Source organism: Microcoleus sp. B3-A4 (assembly GCF_036705385.1).
Taxonomy (GTDB): domain Bacteria; phylum Cyanobacteriota; class Cyanobacteriia; order Cyanobacteriales; family Microcoleaceae; genus Microcoleus.
This window is the reverse complement of the sequence record NZ_JAUBUI010000009.1, coordinates 53,633-69,317: the sequence shown is the minus strand read 5'-3', so window position 1 is coordinate 69,317 and position 15,685 is coordinate 53,633. Positions and strand designations below refer to the sequence as shown.

Sequence of the window (15,685 nt, the reverse complement as noted above, 5' to 3'; positions counted from 1 at the left end):
TCGGCTCGATCGGCAAATTAAGTTTGATATCGCTACTCAGTATAAATGGTTGCCAGCAGTCCTACCGAGTAAACTCTATATTTTTTTGACAAACTTCGTCTCAGTATTTGCGGTAGTACGTCTCTACAAACTTTTGTTGCCTAATTACCAATTACCGATTGATTTCCTCTTCCACATAAACAGTCAATTTCTCCAAATCTGGAAGTTCGATCAATTCTTGTTCCTTTTCCTTAACCGAGACGGGCATCATCACAGGTTTACGCTGCTCGATCCAGCAACTCGCCAGCGGTAAAGTTTGTTCCAAATCTTCCAAAGGCCTCGGAATTACCATCACCGCATTCAACTCGCCAATTCTCTCAGCTTCGTACATCCCGGCTTCTACGGCTACTGCTACATCTGCAACTGCACCGCGAATAATTGCCGTGCACAAACCGGCGCCAATTTTCTCGTAAGCTGCCAAGTGTACGTCTGCGGATTTGAGCATAGCATCGCAAGCACCGACCATTGCCGGAAATCCCCGGGTTTCGAGCAAACCGATCGCCTGATTGCTAAGCCGAGAATAACTGCCTTTTTCCGAAAGTTCAGTCAGGCGAAAGCCGATCGGCAAAACCACTTCCAAATTAGCCAAAGGTCTAGGAATCACCAACTTAGAAACAAACTGCCCGAACTGTTCGGCTGTTTGAGCTCCAGCTTCGACAGCCAAACGCACATCGGAAATTCTGCCCCGGACGATCGCCGTACAGTGACCGGAACCAATTTTTTCGTATCCTACTAAAATCACTCCTGCCGACTTCAGCATCATGTCAGCAGTCCCCACAATTGCCGGAAAACTCTTGGTGGATACCAAACCCAAAGCAGTGTCTTTGAAGTATTCCTGGCGCTGCGATCGCTCTTCGTGACTGTTACGATCTGTTTGTCCGTCCATCTTCTATTACCCTTAGAAACTTCCCAAAATAAAAATTTGTTGATAGTTTATAGTTTCTCAGATGAGAAGACAGACTGCACGAGCTACAATACACTGATTGCTGCTGCAAGGCCTGACAAATTGCTGAGCTACCAATAATATGAGATTACCTATTTATATTTGATCTTTCTGCCTTCAGCATAGCTGCCTTTTGCCGAAATGACGGCTATCCGGAACCGCCCGATAAAGTTTGACCGTTTTCCTCCGATCGATTAAAAGCTTGCCGGTGCGGAAACAGCGTCCCCAAAAGCCGATTGATGTGAGCTTGACCGTACAGAATAGTTGGCGTTTCCCCTGGTTGAGGCGGCTCTGCGGCGGTGGATTCCGGCGGCTCTGGGGCAGTCTCCGGCGCAGTTTGAGGCGGTGTTTGGGCGGGTTGTGGCGGCTCGATCGGCTCGATCGGTCGATCAACTGGTGGCGTAGTGGCTTCGGGGGTTTCTGGTGATGTTGGCGCTGCTGTTGGCGCTGTTGCGGTTGCTTCTGCGGCGGCTTGGCGGCTGGTATCTCCGATTAGAGAACCTGCTGCCATAATTTGCATTTTGTCGATACAAGGATTGATTAGGGTCGTCCCGGCGCCAATACAGGCATTTTCCCCGATCGTTCCCGCACCTACCACCAGCACTCCTGCACCTAGAATAGCGCCCGCCGCGATTTCCAGAGTACCTTCACGGGCGTGAAGGATAACTCCCATACCGATACAGGCACCGGCGGCGATCGAGATCCGGCTGCCCGGCTCTGCTTGCAGGATTGCTCCAGGGGCGATCGCCGCACCCTCATTCACAACTACATCGCCACTCATCAAAATCTGAGAGTTGCTACTTAATTGCAGTGGCGATAAATACATTCGACTTCACCATGAAAGGAGCTATTTTTTTCGATAAAAGGACTTTAAATTATGGGTTTTCTCGACTGATAAATTTAACCATGTCAATCTAAGAAACGATAATTTACTAATACTGAGAAGCTTGATGCTTTAACGTTTTATAGAAACTTTCAGAAGATTCTAGATTTTGACCAACATTTCTCTCTCGAGCTTTTTAACTATCTCAAATCCAACTTCAATCCGCTGGGGTTTCTCCCGTTGGCCCCTGTGCGAGGACTTAACGGGAGAACAGGCTAATTACCAGGCAAATTAAGGTCGTTGGATAATTTCTTCGAGTACCCGGCGCTTCGCCTTGGAGTCGATGCCAAGCAAGCGGACGTACTCGCCGCTGTGTTCTTTGAGACAGCTTTCGAGGGCGGAAATCACTTCGGATTCGCGGTTGGATGAGATCGGCGCGCAACTGCTCCAAGAACCGGTGCGGAAACGGCGCGCGTCGGCGTGTTCCGTGCCAATTTTGTAGCCTTGGGAAAGCAGGTTGCGGATTTGGTCGATCGTCTTGCCGGTCAAACTTCCGCTGCTCGCGGCACCAGTCGAAGCTGCTTTGTATCCCGATGTTGCTGCCGACTTAGATGTTCCTGCCGGCTTAGCCGATTGACCAACCGGGCCGTCGGGACGCTGAATAATTTCTTCAACTATGCGTCGCTTAGCTTTCGGGTCAATCCCGATCAAGCGCACGTACTCGCCCTGGTACTCGTTCATCACAGCTTCCAAAGCGGCGATCGCCTCAGATTCGTTTTTCACTTGCAGCGAAGCCCCGCTTTGCCAAGAACCGGTGCGGAAACGGCGCGCGTCGGCGTGTTCCGTCCCCACCTTGTAGCCTTGAGCTAGCAAGCCGCGAACCTGAGCCACTGTTTCGGCACTCAATTTTCCGCTTGACACGGAACCGCTATTGTGGTTGGAAGCTTGTGCAACTTTACCGTTAAATTGGTGAGTTTTCGCGCCGTTAGAACCGTTAGAGCCGTTGTCTCCCGGTCTTTGGACGATTTCTTCTAGTACGCGGCGCTTGGCTTTGGTGTCAATCCCGATCAAGCGGACGTATTCTCCTTGGTGTTCAGCCATGCAAGCTGACAAAGCGGCGATTACTTCAGAGTCGCGGGTTGAGGAAATCGGGCCGCAAGTGCGCCAAGAACCGGTACGGAAGCGGCGTGCGTCGGCGTGTTCGGCTCCCACGCTGTATCCTTGAGCTAGTAAATTGCGGATGCTATCGGCAAGAGTTGAACTCAATTGGGTGCCGGCAGGGGTAGAATATTTGGTTTGATTCATATTTGGGTTTGTACTTTTCTCGTTGCGAATTGGTGCTAGACAGGCGATGTTCTCAGCGCAGCGATAACCCGTTCTCAGAGCGTCATTGATGCCGATGACATGGGTCGCAAATTGAATGTCAGAATCTTGAACATCAGGCAAGCGATCGGCTTGCTTCTGATTAGTGATGATGGCTCCCGAAGGCACATACTTACCCGGGGGAATCTCCACATCTTTAATTAGTACGTGCATCATGACAATGCAGCCTTTGCCCACTCTGGCATTGAACACCGTAGAGCGAAAGCCGATAAAGCTATCCTCGCCCACGTAGGCAGGGCCGTGAATTAAACTCATGTGGGTGAGGGAAGTATTTTTCCCCACCCACACAGAATAGGATTTGCCGTCGTCTCCTGTGACTCGGCCTTGTTCTAGGCCGTGAATCACTACTCCATCTTGAATGTTGCTTCCTTCTCCAATATAAAAAGGAGTGCCTTCATCGGCGCGGATAGATGTCCCGGGGGCAATCATCACATTAGAACCGATATGCACATCCCCAATAATGTTAGAAAAGGAATGTACGAAGGCGGTATCGTGAATTTTGGGCTCAGCCAAGTTTTTCGACCAAGGCGTCGGGGGAGCCGCAACGTTGCGGACTGCCATAAATTAAGTTCTCCTAATCTGAAAATTTTTTGTTAGTTGTTAGTTGTTAGTTGTTAGTTGTTAGTTGTTAGTTGTTAGTTATTTTTCCACTAACTGCTAACTGCTAACGGTTGCAACTAGCCGTACGGGTCGTCTTTTTTACTGTAAATGAGGCGGTTTTCTACATTGACAGTATCTATAATGCCTACTACTAGAGCATCGATCGGACGGTTTTCGCTCCCGGGCGCGATCCGGGCTGCGCTGCCTCGGGTTACTAAAACCCATTCATCTATACCAGCACCCACACAGTCAGCGGCTACCTCATAGCCGGGAACTGGCGAACCTTCCTCATCGATGAATTGCAGCAGTAGAAATTTCGATCCTCTCAGTGTCGGCTCTTTTTGGGTACTGACAACTGTGCCGAGAACTTTGGCCATTTGCATTTTAGGTAATAGGTAATAGGTAATTGGTAACTGTCATTTTTACAGTGTCATTTGTCTTTTTTTAATTAGCTCTGTCCTCAGTCCGCTGTCCGCTTTTTAGAGCTTCGTCTAGTAACTAATGACTCATGACTCATGACTCATGACTAATAACCAATATCCCATACCCACCTCAATTAAAAATTAAAAATGCTAAATCAAAAACAGCGCGATTTTTAATTTTTAATTTTTAATTACCAAACGCCCCTAACAGCCGATCGCCTGTCTTAAGATCTGTTGAGTGGGCGAATGCCGCTCACGCCTTCGCGGAACTGTTCTACAGCTTCGGTGTAGCGAATGGGCAACACGTACTCTAAGTTTTCGTGAGGGCGGGCGATAATGTGGGTGGACATCACTTGTCCGCCGTTAACGCGCTTCACTGACTCTACTCCGGCTGCGACAGAAGCTTGCACTTCCGAGACATCTCCTCTTACAATGACCGTAACCCGAGCGCTACCGATTTTTTCGTAGCCTACCAAGGTGACGCGGGCTGCTTTGACCATCGCGTCAGCGGCTTCTACCACTGCGGGGAAGCCTAATGTTTCGATCATGCCAACTGCAATTGCCATTGGTTTTACTCCTGATTGAATATTTGGGGAACTAAACTGTTAATTTTTGACGATCGCACAAATTTTCGTTTAACGAAATTTTTGTGCGCTAAGAACTTAGTAGCCTCGGAACTGTTCTACTGCTTCTGTGTATCGAATCGGCAGAACGTATTCTAGGTTTTCGTGGGGGCGAGCGATGATGTGGGTAGAGACAACTTCTCCGCCGTTCACCCGCTTGACGGATTCCACTCCGGCTGCGACTGAGGCTTGGACTTCCGACACGTTGCCGCGCACAATTACGGTGACGCGGGCGCTGCCGATTTTTTCATAGCCCACGAGGGTAACGCGGGCAGCTTTGACCATAGCATCGGCAGCTTCCACAACAGCGGGAAAACCTTTTGTCTCAATCATTCCCACGGCAATTGACATTTTTGAATCTCCTTTGAGGATGAGCGAAATTACCGTTACAAATCTTTGAGAAATCTAAAAATTTGGACGGGGAGGCCCACATTTTCTAGTAATGCAGTGTAAAGCTTCCTATCCTATAAGAATAGGGGAAGCTGTCCACCTTGACAATATAAACTAACATCATAATGTTTAATAACAAAAATTAAAATTTTTTATGTTACTTAAAATAATTTAATATTTATTTAATAATCTTAATAAAGAGAGGGGTAGATGCCGACGGCGAGGGGGGATTAAAGTAAGTAATAATACTCATAAAGTAGAGTTCGGTAGGTGAAGCCGGAGCCGATCACTGCCGGGAAAGTTGGGGATTTCAAAAGGGGGATCGCGGGGAAATCGGCAAAAAACGCAGTCTTGACCCATCGGCAGGCATTTTTTTCTTTGAGTGCCTCCTTTGCTCAGTCACTAATTTTGTAGTGAGAGAATTCTCAGTTTTGATGCTTTAATGTATAGTTAATCTGGAGTGCAAATTATTTTGCCACAACTACCACAACTATACGATCGGGTTTAGTCAAAGTTTTAGGGTCTCGCGCGATCGCCCGCGACTGTTTTTGTATAAAGGCAGCCAGTAATTTGAAGTTTAAGGGATAAATTAAATGACTCAATTTCTCCTCCAAGCCTGTTGGTGGGTACCTTTATATGGCTTAATAGGCGCAATTTTAACTTTGCCGTGGTCTACGGGCACCGTTCGCAGAACAGGCCCGAGACCTGCAGCTTACTTCAATTTGCTGATGACGGTGTTGGCTTTCCTGCACGGGTCAGTTATTTTTACAGCGACTTGGGATCAACCGCCCCAACAGTTGCTCGTGCACTGGGTGCAAGCTGCTGATTTAGATTTGTCTTTTGCAATAGAAATCTCCACCGTCAGCGTCGGAGCAATGGAGTTAGTTAGTGTTTTGAGTTTGCTAGCACAAATTTACGCTCTAGGCTACATGGAAAAAGACTGGGCGCTAGCTCGATTTTTTGGGCTGATGGGTTTTTTTGAAGCGGCAATTAGCGGCATTGCGATTAGCGACTCGCTGCTTATAACTTACGCTTTGTTGGAAGTGCTGACGCTTTCAACTTACTTGCTAGTCGGGTTTTGGTACGCTCAACCGCTGGTAGTAACAGCCGCTAGAGATGCGTTTTTAACCAAGCGTGTAGGAGACGTGCCACTGCTGATGGGAGTAGTGACGCTTTCAACTTTAGCAGGAAGTTTGAATTTTTCCGATTTGGAAACATGGGCGGAAACTGCAACTTTGTCTCCCCTAGTGGCGACTCTTTTAGGTTTGGCTTTAATCGCCGCCCCTACGGCCAAGTGCGCTCAATTTCCGTTCCATTTGTGGCTCGACGAGGCGATGGAAGGGCCCAACCCGGCTTCGATTATGAGGAATACGGTAGTTGTGGGCGCTGGGGCTTATGTTTTGATTAAACTTCAGCCTGTTTTAGCGCTTTCGCCCGTGACGGGTGGGGTGCTGGTGGTTTTGGGTGCGGTGACGGCTGTTGGCGCTTCCTTGGTGGCGATCGCCCAAATCGACATCAAAAGAGCACTATCGCATTCTACCAGCGCTTCTATGGGTTTGGTGTTTATCGCCGTGGGGCTAAATCAAGTTGACATTGCTTTGCTGTTGCTGTTCGCGCACTCGATCGCGAAGGGCCTATTATTCATGAGCGTAGGGTCAATTATTACCACAACTAACACTCAAGATTTAACAGAAATGGGTGGGTTGTGGTCGAAGATGCCTGCCACAACTACGGCTTATTTAGTAGGCGCTGCGGGGATGGTAGCCTTGTTGCCTCTGGGTAACTTTTGGGCGATGCGACGCTGGCTCAACGGTTTTTGGACGGTGCCTTTGTGGCTGGTAATAGTGCTACTTTTAGTTAATGGTTTGACGGCGCTAAATTTAACTCGCATATTCGGTTTAGTGTTTGCTGGAAAACCGCAGCCGAAAACTCGCAGAGCTCCGGAAGTCGGTTGGCAGATGGCTTTGCCGATGGTAATTTTGACGGTGATGGGGCTGTTGGTGCCTTGGATGTTGCAGGAGTGGCAACTATTAATTAGTTGGACTGGCCCTTGGGCGCAAACGGGGGATTTTGATACTTTAAATTTGCTTTTGAAGACGCTGGATACGCCGCTGTTGTTGTTATCTGGGTTGATTGGCGTTGCGGTTGGGGTGGCGATTTATTGGTACGGCGTTTTACCTCGACCGGTACGGCTGCCAGTCCCGGCGTTGCAGGATTTGTTTGCTTACGATTTTTATATCGATCGGGTTTACCGCTTGACTGTCGTTTGGGCTGTGGCTTTTATTTCTAAAATCAGCGCTTGGACTGATAAGTATCTGGTGGACGGGGCGGTGAATTTGTTCGGTTTTGCTACAATTTTCAGCGGTGAAGGGTTGAAGTACAGCAGCACTGGTCAGTCGCAGTTTTATGTGTTGACTATTGCGGCGGGGGTTGCTGTCTTGCTGGCGTTGATTATTTGGCAGTTTTAAACCGCAGAGGTTGGCAGATGAATTTTTCGGGGTTTGTCTGCTTTTTGTCTGATGTTATTTAATTTTAAACCGCAGATGAACGCAGAGAATTTTATTCTGGGTTTGTCTGCTTTTTTATCTAATTTTATTCAAACTCGATCGGCCACAATTCTGTCACCGCAACTTCCCAACCGGGCAAAAGTTCGGGAATTGAAATCATGTCGCCGTCTCTCAATACCACTGGCTCGGCTGTCGGAGTGTAAACTGTTACTGTGCGTTCGTCCGGGTCGATTAATATTCCTACTTTGGCTCCGAGTTCGATGAATGATAAAATTTTTTCTCGCAGGGGTTTCAGGCGATCGGACTGAGATTTGATTTCTACAACTAAGTCGGGGACAAGTTCGGCAAAATACCTTTTACTTTGTTTGAGGCGATCGGCTGTCACAAAAGAAACATCGGGAGTTCTCTGATCGGAATTGGGAAGAATAAACCCGCCGCTAGATTCAAATACTCGTCCGAGTTGGCGAGGTTTGACCCAGTTCCCCAAAAGTCTGCCAAACTCTGCTCCTATTTCGCTCGAAACAATGTCTGAGGGGCGCATAATGATAATCTTCCCCTCTACGAGTTCTAATTGGTAGTCTAGATGTGCTTCGCAGAGTATACCTTGCAGTTGTTCCAAGTCGGCAACGGTGAGGCGGGTGGAAGGAGAACCGGATTTAATTTGCAAATCTTCTGGATCTGTAAGACTTGAGGTCATAGGAGGATTCCAGAGACATTTGAATTTATGTTAACAAGAAAATCAGCCGATCGCTTTTATATGTAGTTGCTTTGCGTTAATGTTAAATATAGCTCTAAATACTGTGTAACAAAGGAAAGTTTTAATTGATGCTCAGTGCTTTAATCTGGATACCAATGTTGGCTGCTGCCCTGATAGGGCTCTGGCCTGGTTCAGTGAGTTCTAAAATAGTTCGGAATATCGCGATCGCCATTGCGGGTATAACTTTTATTCTCTCGGTGATTTTGGCAGTTCAGTTTGATGCCAGTACAAGTCAGTTGCAGTTTTCGGAATTTATTCCTTGGATAGATGCTTTGGGATTGAATTACAATCTCGGTGTTGATGGTTTGGCTCTGCCTTTGGTAATTTTAAATACTCTACTGACAGGAATAGCTATTTACGCTACGGATGAGTCGATCCGCCGACCTCGACTTTATTATTCTTTGATTCTGTTAATTACCGGCGGCGTAACAGGGGCTTTTTTATCTCAAAATTTGCTGCTGTTTTTCCTGTTTTTTGAGGTAGAATTGATTCCGCTTTACCTGTTAATTGCAATTTGGGGAGGCGAGCGCCGGGGTTATGCTGCTACTAAGTTTTTAATCTATACTGCATTTGCGGGAATTGTGCTGCTGGCTGCTTTCTTGGGGACTGGTTGGCTTAGCGGTGCTTCTAGTTTCGATATGGTTGGTGCAGCGGGCGCATCGCATTTGCAAGGAGGATTGCCATTGCCTTTGGTAAGGCAAATTGTTTTGCTGGCAGGGGTGTTGCTGGCTTTTGGAATTAAGATGCCTTTGGTGCCTTTTCATACTTGGCTGCCGGATGCTCACGTAGAAGCTTCGACGCCGGTTTCGGTGCTGCTGGCGGGGGTGCTTTTGAAGCTGGGAACTTATGGGATGCTGCGCTTTGGTTTGGGTTTGTTTCCAGATGCGTGGGCGGTGGCGGCGCCGACTTTGGCGAGTTGGGCGGTGGTGAGTGTGCTTTACGGGGCGAGTTGCGCGATCGCCCAAAAAGATATGAAAAAAATTGTAGCTTACAGTTCGATCGCTCACATGGGCTACATTTTGTTAGCTAGCGCGGCAGCTACTCCGATTAGTATGCTGGGAACAGTTTTGCAAATGGTTAGCCACGGTTTAATTTCGGGGCTGCTATTTTTGAGTGTCGGCGTTGTTTACAAAAAATCCGGCAGCCGCAACATCGATGTGCTCAAAGGTTTGTTCAATCCCGATCGCGGTTTGCCGATGATTGGCAGTTTAATGATCCTCGGCGTAATGGCTAGTGCCGGCATTCCGGGTTTGGCTGGATTTATTGCGGAATTTTTGATGTTTCGGGGCAGTTTGCCAGTGTTTCCCGTGCAAACTTTGCTTTGCATGATCGGCACTGGTTTAACTTCAGTTTACTTTTTACTTATGGTCAACCGCGCCTTTTTCGGCCGCCTTTCGGATTTGGTGGAAAATTTACCCCAAGTCCGCTGGCGCGATCGCATCCCTTCGCTGATTTTAGCCATAATTATCGCAATCATGGGAGTGCAGCCGGGAGTTTTAGTTGCTTTGAGCGAAAAAACTGCGATCGGAATGGTTGCTAATGTGCCACCCCAAGTTAAAGTGATTGCTCAAAACTTGAAATAAAATATGACCTAGGTTCGTAGTGAGGAGTGCAACTACTCTCTTAACAGCTTTTAGCCCATAGGTTCGTAGTGAGGAGTGCAACTCCTCTCTTAACAGCTTTTAGCCCATCATTAAAGGACTTTAGTCCTTACTACAAACCTATTTCTTCGTTCTTCCTTCTATTCAGGCTTAATTAAAATGACAAGTACCGTATTAAAACCATCTTCCCATCCCCTAGCCGCATACATTGACATCTTGGAATCAGGCAAAGCTTTGCTTCCTGAATCTACGGAAAATGTAGTTGAGGTTGTCGGCATTCTCAAAAGTTACGGTGTGGTTCTCGATGCCTATTCTCGCAATCTCAATTATATTGCAGAAGAACAGTTTTTAGTGCTTTTCCCCTTTTTTAAATATTTCAACGGAGATGTGACGCTGCCCAAATTAATGCGCTATTTGTGGCACGATCGCATTAATTTTGAGTATGCTGAGTATTGCATGAGAACAATGTTTTGGCACGGCGGCGGCGGTTTGGACAGTTATTTGGATTCCCCGGAATTTAGCAGTTTGGCCGAAAAGGCGATTGCTGCGAAATTGAAAGGCAATTTTTTCATGCAGGGACTCAACAAAGCATTTCCTGATTTTTTGCCGGAACAAGTGCGGATGCTGGCTTACTACACGGGTCTCGGTCAGTTTTGGCGGGTAATGAGCGATTTGTTCATAGACTTATCTGATTCCTACGATCGAGGGGAAACTAAGTCTATTTCTGATGTAGTTGATTTTGTCAAAGCCGGTTTAGTCGCCGCGGCCAGCCTACCGATTACCTACAGCGTCAAGATTGGCTCTCAAGTCTACGATATACTGCCAGCGACGGCTAATTTGACATTTTTACCAGATGTAGCCGTGCCTTATGTAGAGGCTGTTTTCTTTCGTGGTACTGCGTTTTTTGGCACAGTTTCCTACAACGCTCAAGCTCATCAAATCCCCGAAAAACAAAGAGATTTTGCCTACGGGGCTTTGTTTGCTGATCCTTTACCTATTGGAGGTGCAGGGATTCCGCCCACTCAATTGATGCAAGATATGCGTCATTATTTGCCGGAGTATTTGCACGAAGTTTATCGCAGTAGCTGTCGCGGTGAAGACGATGTGCGGGTGCAAATTTGCCAGAGTTTTCAGAAGTCGATGTTTTGCGTGACGACGGCGACTATTTTGGGTCTAGCGCCTCATCCCATGAATACATCAGATCCAGAGGAAAGAAAGGCTAATCGAGCTTATTTAGAAGGTTGGATGGATCGATTTGGAAATTCTCGCTTGGATTGGGCAAATCAGCCAACTAACCGGGCCTGTCAGTTGTTCCCCGAACGGTAGAAGGGCGACTGGTTTTTAGGACCTAATGTCTCTGGGAGTTGCAACAATATTACCTGAAGAAAGCAATTGCTTTCTTTTGGAGGGCGAAAGCTCATCCTGGCGATAGAAAGGATATCGCGTCCCGTCAAATAGCCGTTATAAGGCAAGTAGTGAAAACTTCAGTCCTCAAACTTTTATGAGGACTGAAGTCCTGACTACCAAACAATTTTACGGTAGTCATTTTAGCGGACATAATATGACCTGATAAACTGTTTGTTTTCGGGTCATTGTGATTGCTTTTATAAGAGGTGTATCCGCTAACGCTTAGACTGGTAATGACAGGATAAAGCACTTCTTATTTCCGAACTATCTAGATTCGGACTAGAAGACTCAGGCCGTGAGAGTCCGTGCCACAACTTCCCAGCAAACCATAAGTTTCTGCTAAATTTTGGACTAAAGCAGTTTGTTTGGGACTCGGTTTCCAAGGATTTGGATTACCGTAAGCATAGTAAATTTCTACACCGTCAATTCCGAAACGGACTGCTTCTGGGATTAGTTTCTCTGCGGTCGATCGATACCTGCAAGGATGTGCGAGAACTGCTAAACCTCCTGCTTCATGAATAGCTTCAATTACCCTGGCTGCTGAATAAGCATAAGTGCCTTCAGTGCTTTTACCTCGTAGGTATGGTTGGAGACTGGGATGTTGCGGATCGAAGGCGTAACCGAGAATGTGTACCTCATTGTTGAGCAATTCGGCATTAATTTCAGCGCCTGTCCAGAGACTAGGTGCTTCGCTATTTTGGTCGGGATGGTTTAATTTCCAATTATCCAGCCACATTTGAGCTTTAACGTAGCCTTGGGTGCTGTGGTGGTCGGTGATAGCTAAGCCTTTGAGACCTCCGGCTATGGCTTGTTCCATCAATTTCTCTGGCTGCAATCGCCCGTCGGAGTAGACTGTGTGCATATGAAAGTTATAGGAACCCGGACAGCTATCGGCATCAATTGTCTGAAAGACTTGTTTGAGTGCTGATATATTCTGGGCTTCTGGTTTGAGACTAGAAGCGGGGGAGCGAGCGAAATTGACAGCCATAAGCGTTATTATAGAAAAAACTAGCTTTGTTTAATATATCTAATAAATTGATATGTTGCACCTGTGGCAATAGTCGGCTGTAGGATTGAAACATCTGGCGGATTGTTGCGTTCGGCACAAGATATCAATTCACTCGCACATCTTGCAGAATTCTTTATCCAGAATTTTATCGTCGGGTGGGGCCGGGTTTATGAGATTATTGATTTTAGGCAATTATATTTGGTAAAACTCGTCCCTGAGGGTGTGTTGACAGTGCCACAAAATATCAATTACTCCCACATATTGCCTCATTCTTAACAACAGGCAAGATGCCTGTTCTACAAAGAGTAAATTTTCTTGTGGGGTGGGCCTCCTGCCCGCCCTTGAAAGGTTTGTTGACAATGCCACAAGATATCAATTCAATCGCACTTTAAACCTGCGGCTGCGGCTGTGGGAAATTCCATCGGCACAAAGGTAACGCCATATATTGCTGTAGAACAGGGTACAATATGCGCTACTCGTTTAGGAGGATTTTTCCGATTTCCAGTCTTTGAGTCAAACTCAATTATACCCGTGGCTCCCTCGGCTTTAAAGTTTGGATCGGCTAAGGTTTTTTGCATTCCTTCGCGAGTGGGTTGCGCCTGCATTTCTAGGGCTTTAATCAGCGTCCGGGCGGCGTCGTAGGTTAAGGCCGATCGAGTATTCACCGGGCCTCCCCACAATTTTTCCGCGTTTACAGGAAATTTTTTGTCAAAGCTTGCTAGCGGATGCCAAAACAAGGATATTCCCAGTTTTTCAACAGATTTTAACTGCTTTGCTACTTCTAGCGTTCTCGGCTCATACAGCGTCCACGGCCCGACAATCCAATTGCGATCGCCGTTAGCTTTTATCATTTCGATCGCATTTTCTACGGAATTAGTTACTTGACCGTCTGGAAAGAGTGCTATGGCTTTTATTCCGGCTTTCTCAACTTCTTCGATCGCTGCTTCTGTGTTGAAATCATTTTTGGATAAGTTCTCATAATTTCTGAGTCTATAAGTTTTACCTCCTTTGGCTTCAAATTGCTCGGTAAATTGTTCCCACAAAGAATAGCTAAACGGACTGTCGGGATTGTAAAAAACTGCTACTTTTTTTCGCCCTACGCTCAGCAATTGATTTACTAAGCCTTCAGCTTCTACGCTAGTTGTCGGAGCAGTCCGAAAGAAAAATTTTCGGGGTTTTCTGGTCAGTTCTTCTGTGGTGCTTCCCGGAGAAAGGGCGACTAATTTATGGCGATTGTAAATATCTACTGTTTCCACAGTCATGTCGCTGGTATAGTGTCCGATGATTGCTAGAATATCTGGTCGCTCGACTAGGTAATTTGCTCTTTGAACTGCGTAGGATTTAATATTTCCGTCATCAGCAATGATGACTTTAAGACCTTTTCCGTTAAGAGCTTTTGGTTGGAGAAATCCTTGACCGGGAAAATCTCGATCGCTCTCCTTGGAGATTAGACTTAAATTAACTTCGGTTTGAGCTTGAGCAATGCCGCGCAGCAGTTCTTCGGCTAAGTTGGCGTTGGCAATGCTACCGTCTTGATTTCTGCGGATGGGAACAACAATGGCGATGGTATAATACTCTGCACCGCTGGCTTCCAGCAGGGCATTGTTCATGTAAATTAAAGTTTCCGGATCTCTGCGATCTTCCCTCCATGACTGTTTGAGCAATTTAAAAGCTTCGGGATAATTTGAGTCGGCAAATTCGCCAATTCCTCTTTGTTTTGACCAAAGGGCGGAGGTTTGTACCAGAAGTTTTTCGCCAGAACTTACACCATCTGCGGATGCTGTAGTCGGCGTTGGCTGTGCGGAAATTCTGGGGATTAGCGGGGAACTTCTGGGGATTAGCGGCGAATTTTTGGGGCTTAAAAGTACGATCGCCAATGCAGTAGCAATTCCCACAGAACTTAACAACAATCGGCGAAAGTGCGATTTCCCGGAACCCGGAGTTTGGACTACCGGAGGTTCAGGTGGCTGAGGTTCAGCTACGGGAGGTTCAGGTAGGGGAGTTTCGACTAACGCAGGTTCAGGTAGCGGAGGTTGTGCAACTAACAAATCCAAGTGTTGCAAAATCTCATTCAGGGATTGGTAGCGCTCTCTAAAATTCCAGCGCACCATCTCAGTTAAAATATTTCTCAAACCGTCGCTAACTTGTACCGCAGGTCGATCGGGTGTTGAGTAATGCCAAATGACCTCGCCAGTTTCCCGATCGGGGAGAAAAGGGGGAGTTCGCCCGGTGAAAGCTTCAATAGCGGTAATTCCTAGCGCGTAAATGTCATTGTAAGGTTGCGGTAACAAGTGCGGATTGTATTGTTCTGCTGGCATATAACCGTTAGTGCCGATCGCCTGGGTTGTTAATATTTCACCTGTAGAGTTAACGCTAAAAGTGGCTATTTCTCTGACAGCTCCAAAATCAATTAAAACAATTTCTCCATTGGATTCGCGTCGCATTAAGTTATCAGGTTTAATGTCGCGGTGTACAATACCTTCTTGGTGAACAGATTGTAATATTTCCAGAACTTCCCGCAAAAAAACAACGGTTCTTTCCTCGTCGGTCCACCCCTGACCCGCAACGAGTTCTTGACGGAGCTTATATCCTTCAATGTATTCTTGAACTAAGTAGAAATGGTTGTTTTCTTCAAAGCTATCGAACAATTCGGGAATGTGCGAGTTATTCCTGAGACGGCGCAGGGCGCTAGCTTCGCTTTGAAACCGCCTCCTTGCTTGTTCCAAGACGCGCGGATCGTCCGATCGGGGAAAAGGAATTTCCTTAACAACGCACAGAGGATTATTGGGTTGGTTTATTTGTGCAGCCAGATAGGTTATGGCAAACCCTCCCCGTCCCAACAAAGCGGTAATTTGGTAGCTTCCGTGCATTCCGTGCAGGATATACCCTGGTTCTAAACACATAAATTTCCCAAAAACTCTTGACAGACTGTGGTTTTTAATGTTGATTTAAAGAAGCCTGAATTAGGTGAGGGATGTCTGGCACTCGGTAATTAGTAATTGATAATTAGTAATTGGCAATCGCTCGGCGAGTACCTAACTGACTTGAAAACAGCTTTACAAGCTTTTTCGCTGCCAGATGCAGGCTGATATTATATCAAAAACGGGCAATCGATCGAACTTGCTTTAACAAGTTAGCCCGGTGTGTCAGCCAGCGAAATTTCATTCGGGCGATCGAATAT

At 46.7% G+C, this 15,685-nt stretch carries 13 protein-coding genes; 3 read left to right on the top strand and 10 right to left on the bottom strand.

What is annotated here, in order from left to right; genetic code table 11:
- Positions 1-151: 151 nt before the first annotated feature.
- The 7 genes from QUB33_RS07050 to QUB33_RS07020 all read right to left on the bottom strand — a co-directional run bounded on the left by QUB33_RS07050 (position 152) and on the right by QUB33_RS07020 (position 5,825).
- The gene (locus QUB33_RS07050) at positions 152-925 is read right to left on the bottom strand and encodes a carbon dioxide-concentrating mechanism protein CcmK (protein WP_006635054.1); all 774 of its coding nucleotides are present in this window, start codon (positions 923-925) and stop codon (positions 152-154) included.
- A 205-nt stretch (positions 926-1,130) separates the two neighbouring features.
- Positions 1,131-1,808, bottom strand: a complete 678-nt coding sequence (locus QUB33_RS07045; protein WP_333348903.1) for a carbon dioxide concentrating mechanism protein — start codon at positions 1,806-1,808, stop codon at positions 1,131-1,133.
- Positions 1,809-2,096: 288 nt separating this feature from the next.
- Positions 2,097-3,749, bottom strand: coding sequence for a ribulose bisphosphate carboxylase small subunit (locus QUB33_RS07040; protein WP_333348901.1), 1,653 nt, complete (start codon positions 3,747-3,749; stop codon positions 2,097-2,099).
- Between the two features lie 116 nt (positions 3,750-3,865).
- Positions 3,866-4,171 carry a EutN/CcmL family microcompartment protein gene (locus QUB33_RS07035; protein WP_006635057.1) on the bottom strand — a complete coding sequence of 102 codons (306 nt, stop codon included), beginning with the start codon at positions 4,169-4,171 and terminating at the stop codon, positions 3,866-3,868.
- Between the two features lie 263 nt (positions 4,172-4,434).
- Positions 4,435-4,776, bottom strand: coding sequence for a carbon dioxide-concentrating mechanism protein CcmK (locus tag QUB33_RS07030; protein WP_006635058.1), 342 nt, complete (start codon positions 4,774-4,776; stop codon positions 4,435-4,437).
- A 96-nt stretch (positions 4,777-4,872) separates the two neighbouring features.
- On the bottom strand, positions 4,873-5,184 hold the full coding sequence (locus QUB33_RS07025; protein ID WP_006635059.1) for a carbon dioxide-concentrating mechanism protein CcmK: 312 nt from the start codon (positions 5,182-5,184) through the stop codon (positions 4,873-4,875).
- Between the two features lie 506 nt (positions 5,185-5,690).
- On the bottom strand, positions 5,691-5,825 hold the full coding sequence (locus QUB33_RS07020) for a hypothetical protein (protein ID WP_333348899.1): 135 nt from the start codon (positions 5,823-5,825) through the stop codon (positions 5,691-5,693).
- On the opposite strand from QUB33_RS07020, the gene QUB33_RS07015 reads away from it, so the two are divergent.
- On the top strand, positions 5,817-7,691 hold the full coding sequence (locus tag QUB33_RS07015) for an NAD(P)H-quinone oxidoreductase subunit F (protein WP_333348897.1): 1,875 nt from the start codon (positions 5,817-5,819) through the stop codon (positions 7,689-7,691). The genes QUB33_RS07020 and QUB33_RS07015 overlap by 9 nt on opposite strands.
- A gap of 124 nt (positions 7,692-7,815) precedes the next feature.
- Here QUB33_RS07015 and QUB33_RS07010 read toward each other — a convergent pair whose 3' ends face one another.
- On the bottom strand, positions 7,816-8,427 hold the full coding sequence (locus QUB33_RS07010; RefSeq protein WP_333348895.1) for a Uma2 family endonuclease: 612 nt from the start codon (positions 8,425-8,427) through the stop codon (positions 7,816-7,818).
- A 128-nt stretch (positions 8,428-8,555) separates the two neighbouring features.
- Here QUB33_RS07010 and QUB33_RS07005 point away from each other — a divergent pair, with 128 nt between their 5' ends.
- Complete coding sequence (locus tag QUB33_RS07005; RefSeq protein ID WP_333348893.1) at positions 8,556-10,070, top strand: NADH-quinone oxidoreductase subunit M; 1,515 nt, start codon at positions 8,556-8,558, stop codon at positions 10,068-10,070.
- A gap of 177 nt (positions 10,071-10,247) precedes the next feature.
- Entirely contained in the window at positions 10,248-11,414 is a 1,167-nt protein-coding gene (locus tag QUB33_RS07000; RefSeq protein ID WP_333348891.1) for a CO2 hydration protein, read from the top strand.
- A 349-nt stretch (positions 11,415-11,763) separates the two neighbouring features.
- Here the strand turns inward: QUB33_RS07000 and QUB33_RS06995 are convergent, their stop codons facing one another.
- Together QUB33_RS06995 and QUB33_RS06990 are read right to left on the bottom strand one after the other, a co-directional pair.
- Entirely contained in the window at positions 11,764-12,483 is a 720-nt protein-coding gene (locus QUB33_RS06995; protein WP_333348888.1) for a PHP domain-containing protein, read from the bottom strand.
- Between the two features lie 398 nt (positions 12,484-12,881).
- On the bottom strand, positions 12,882-15,407 hold the full coding sequence (locus QUB33_RS06990) for a bifunctional serine/threonine-protein kinase/ABC transporter substrate-binding protein (RefSeq protein WP_333348886.1): 2,526 nt from the start codon (positions 15,405-15,407) through the stop codon (positions 12,882-12,884).
- Positions 15,408-15,685 lie beyond the last annotated feature (278 nt).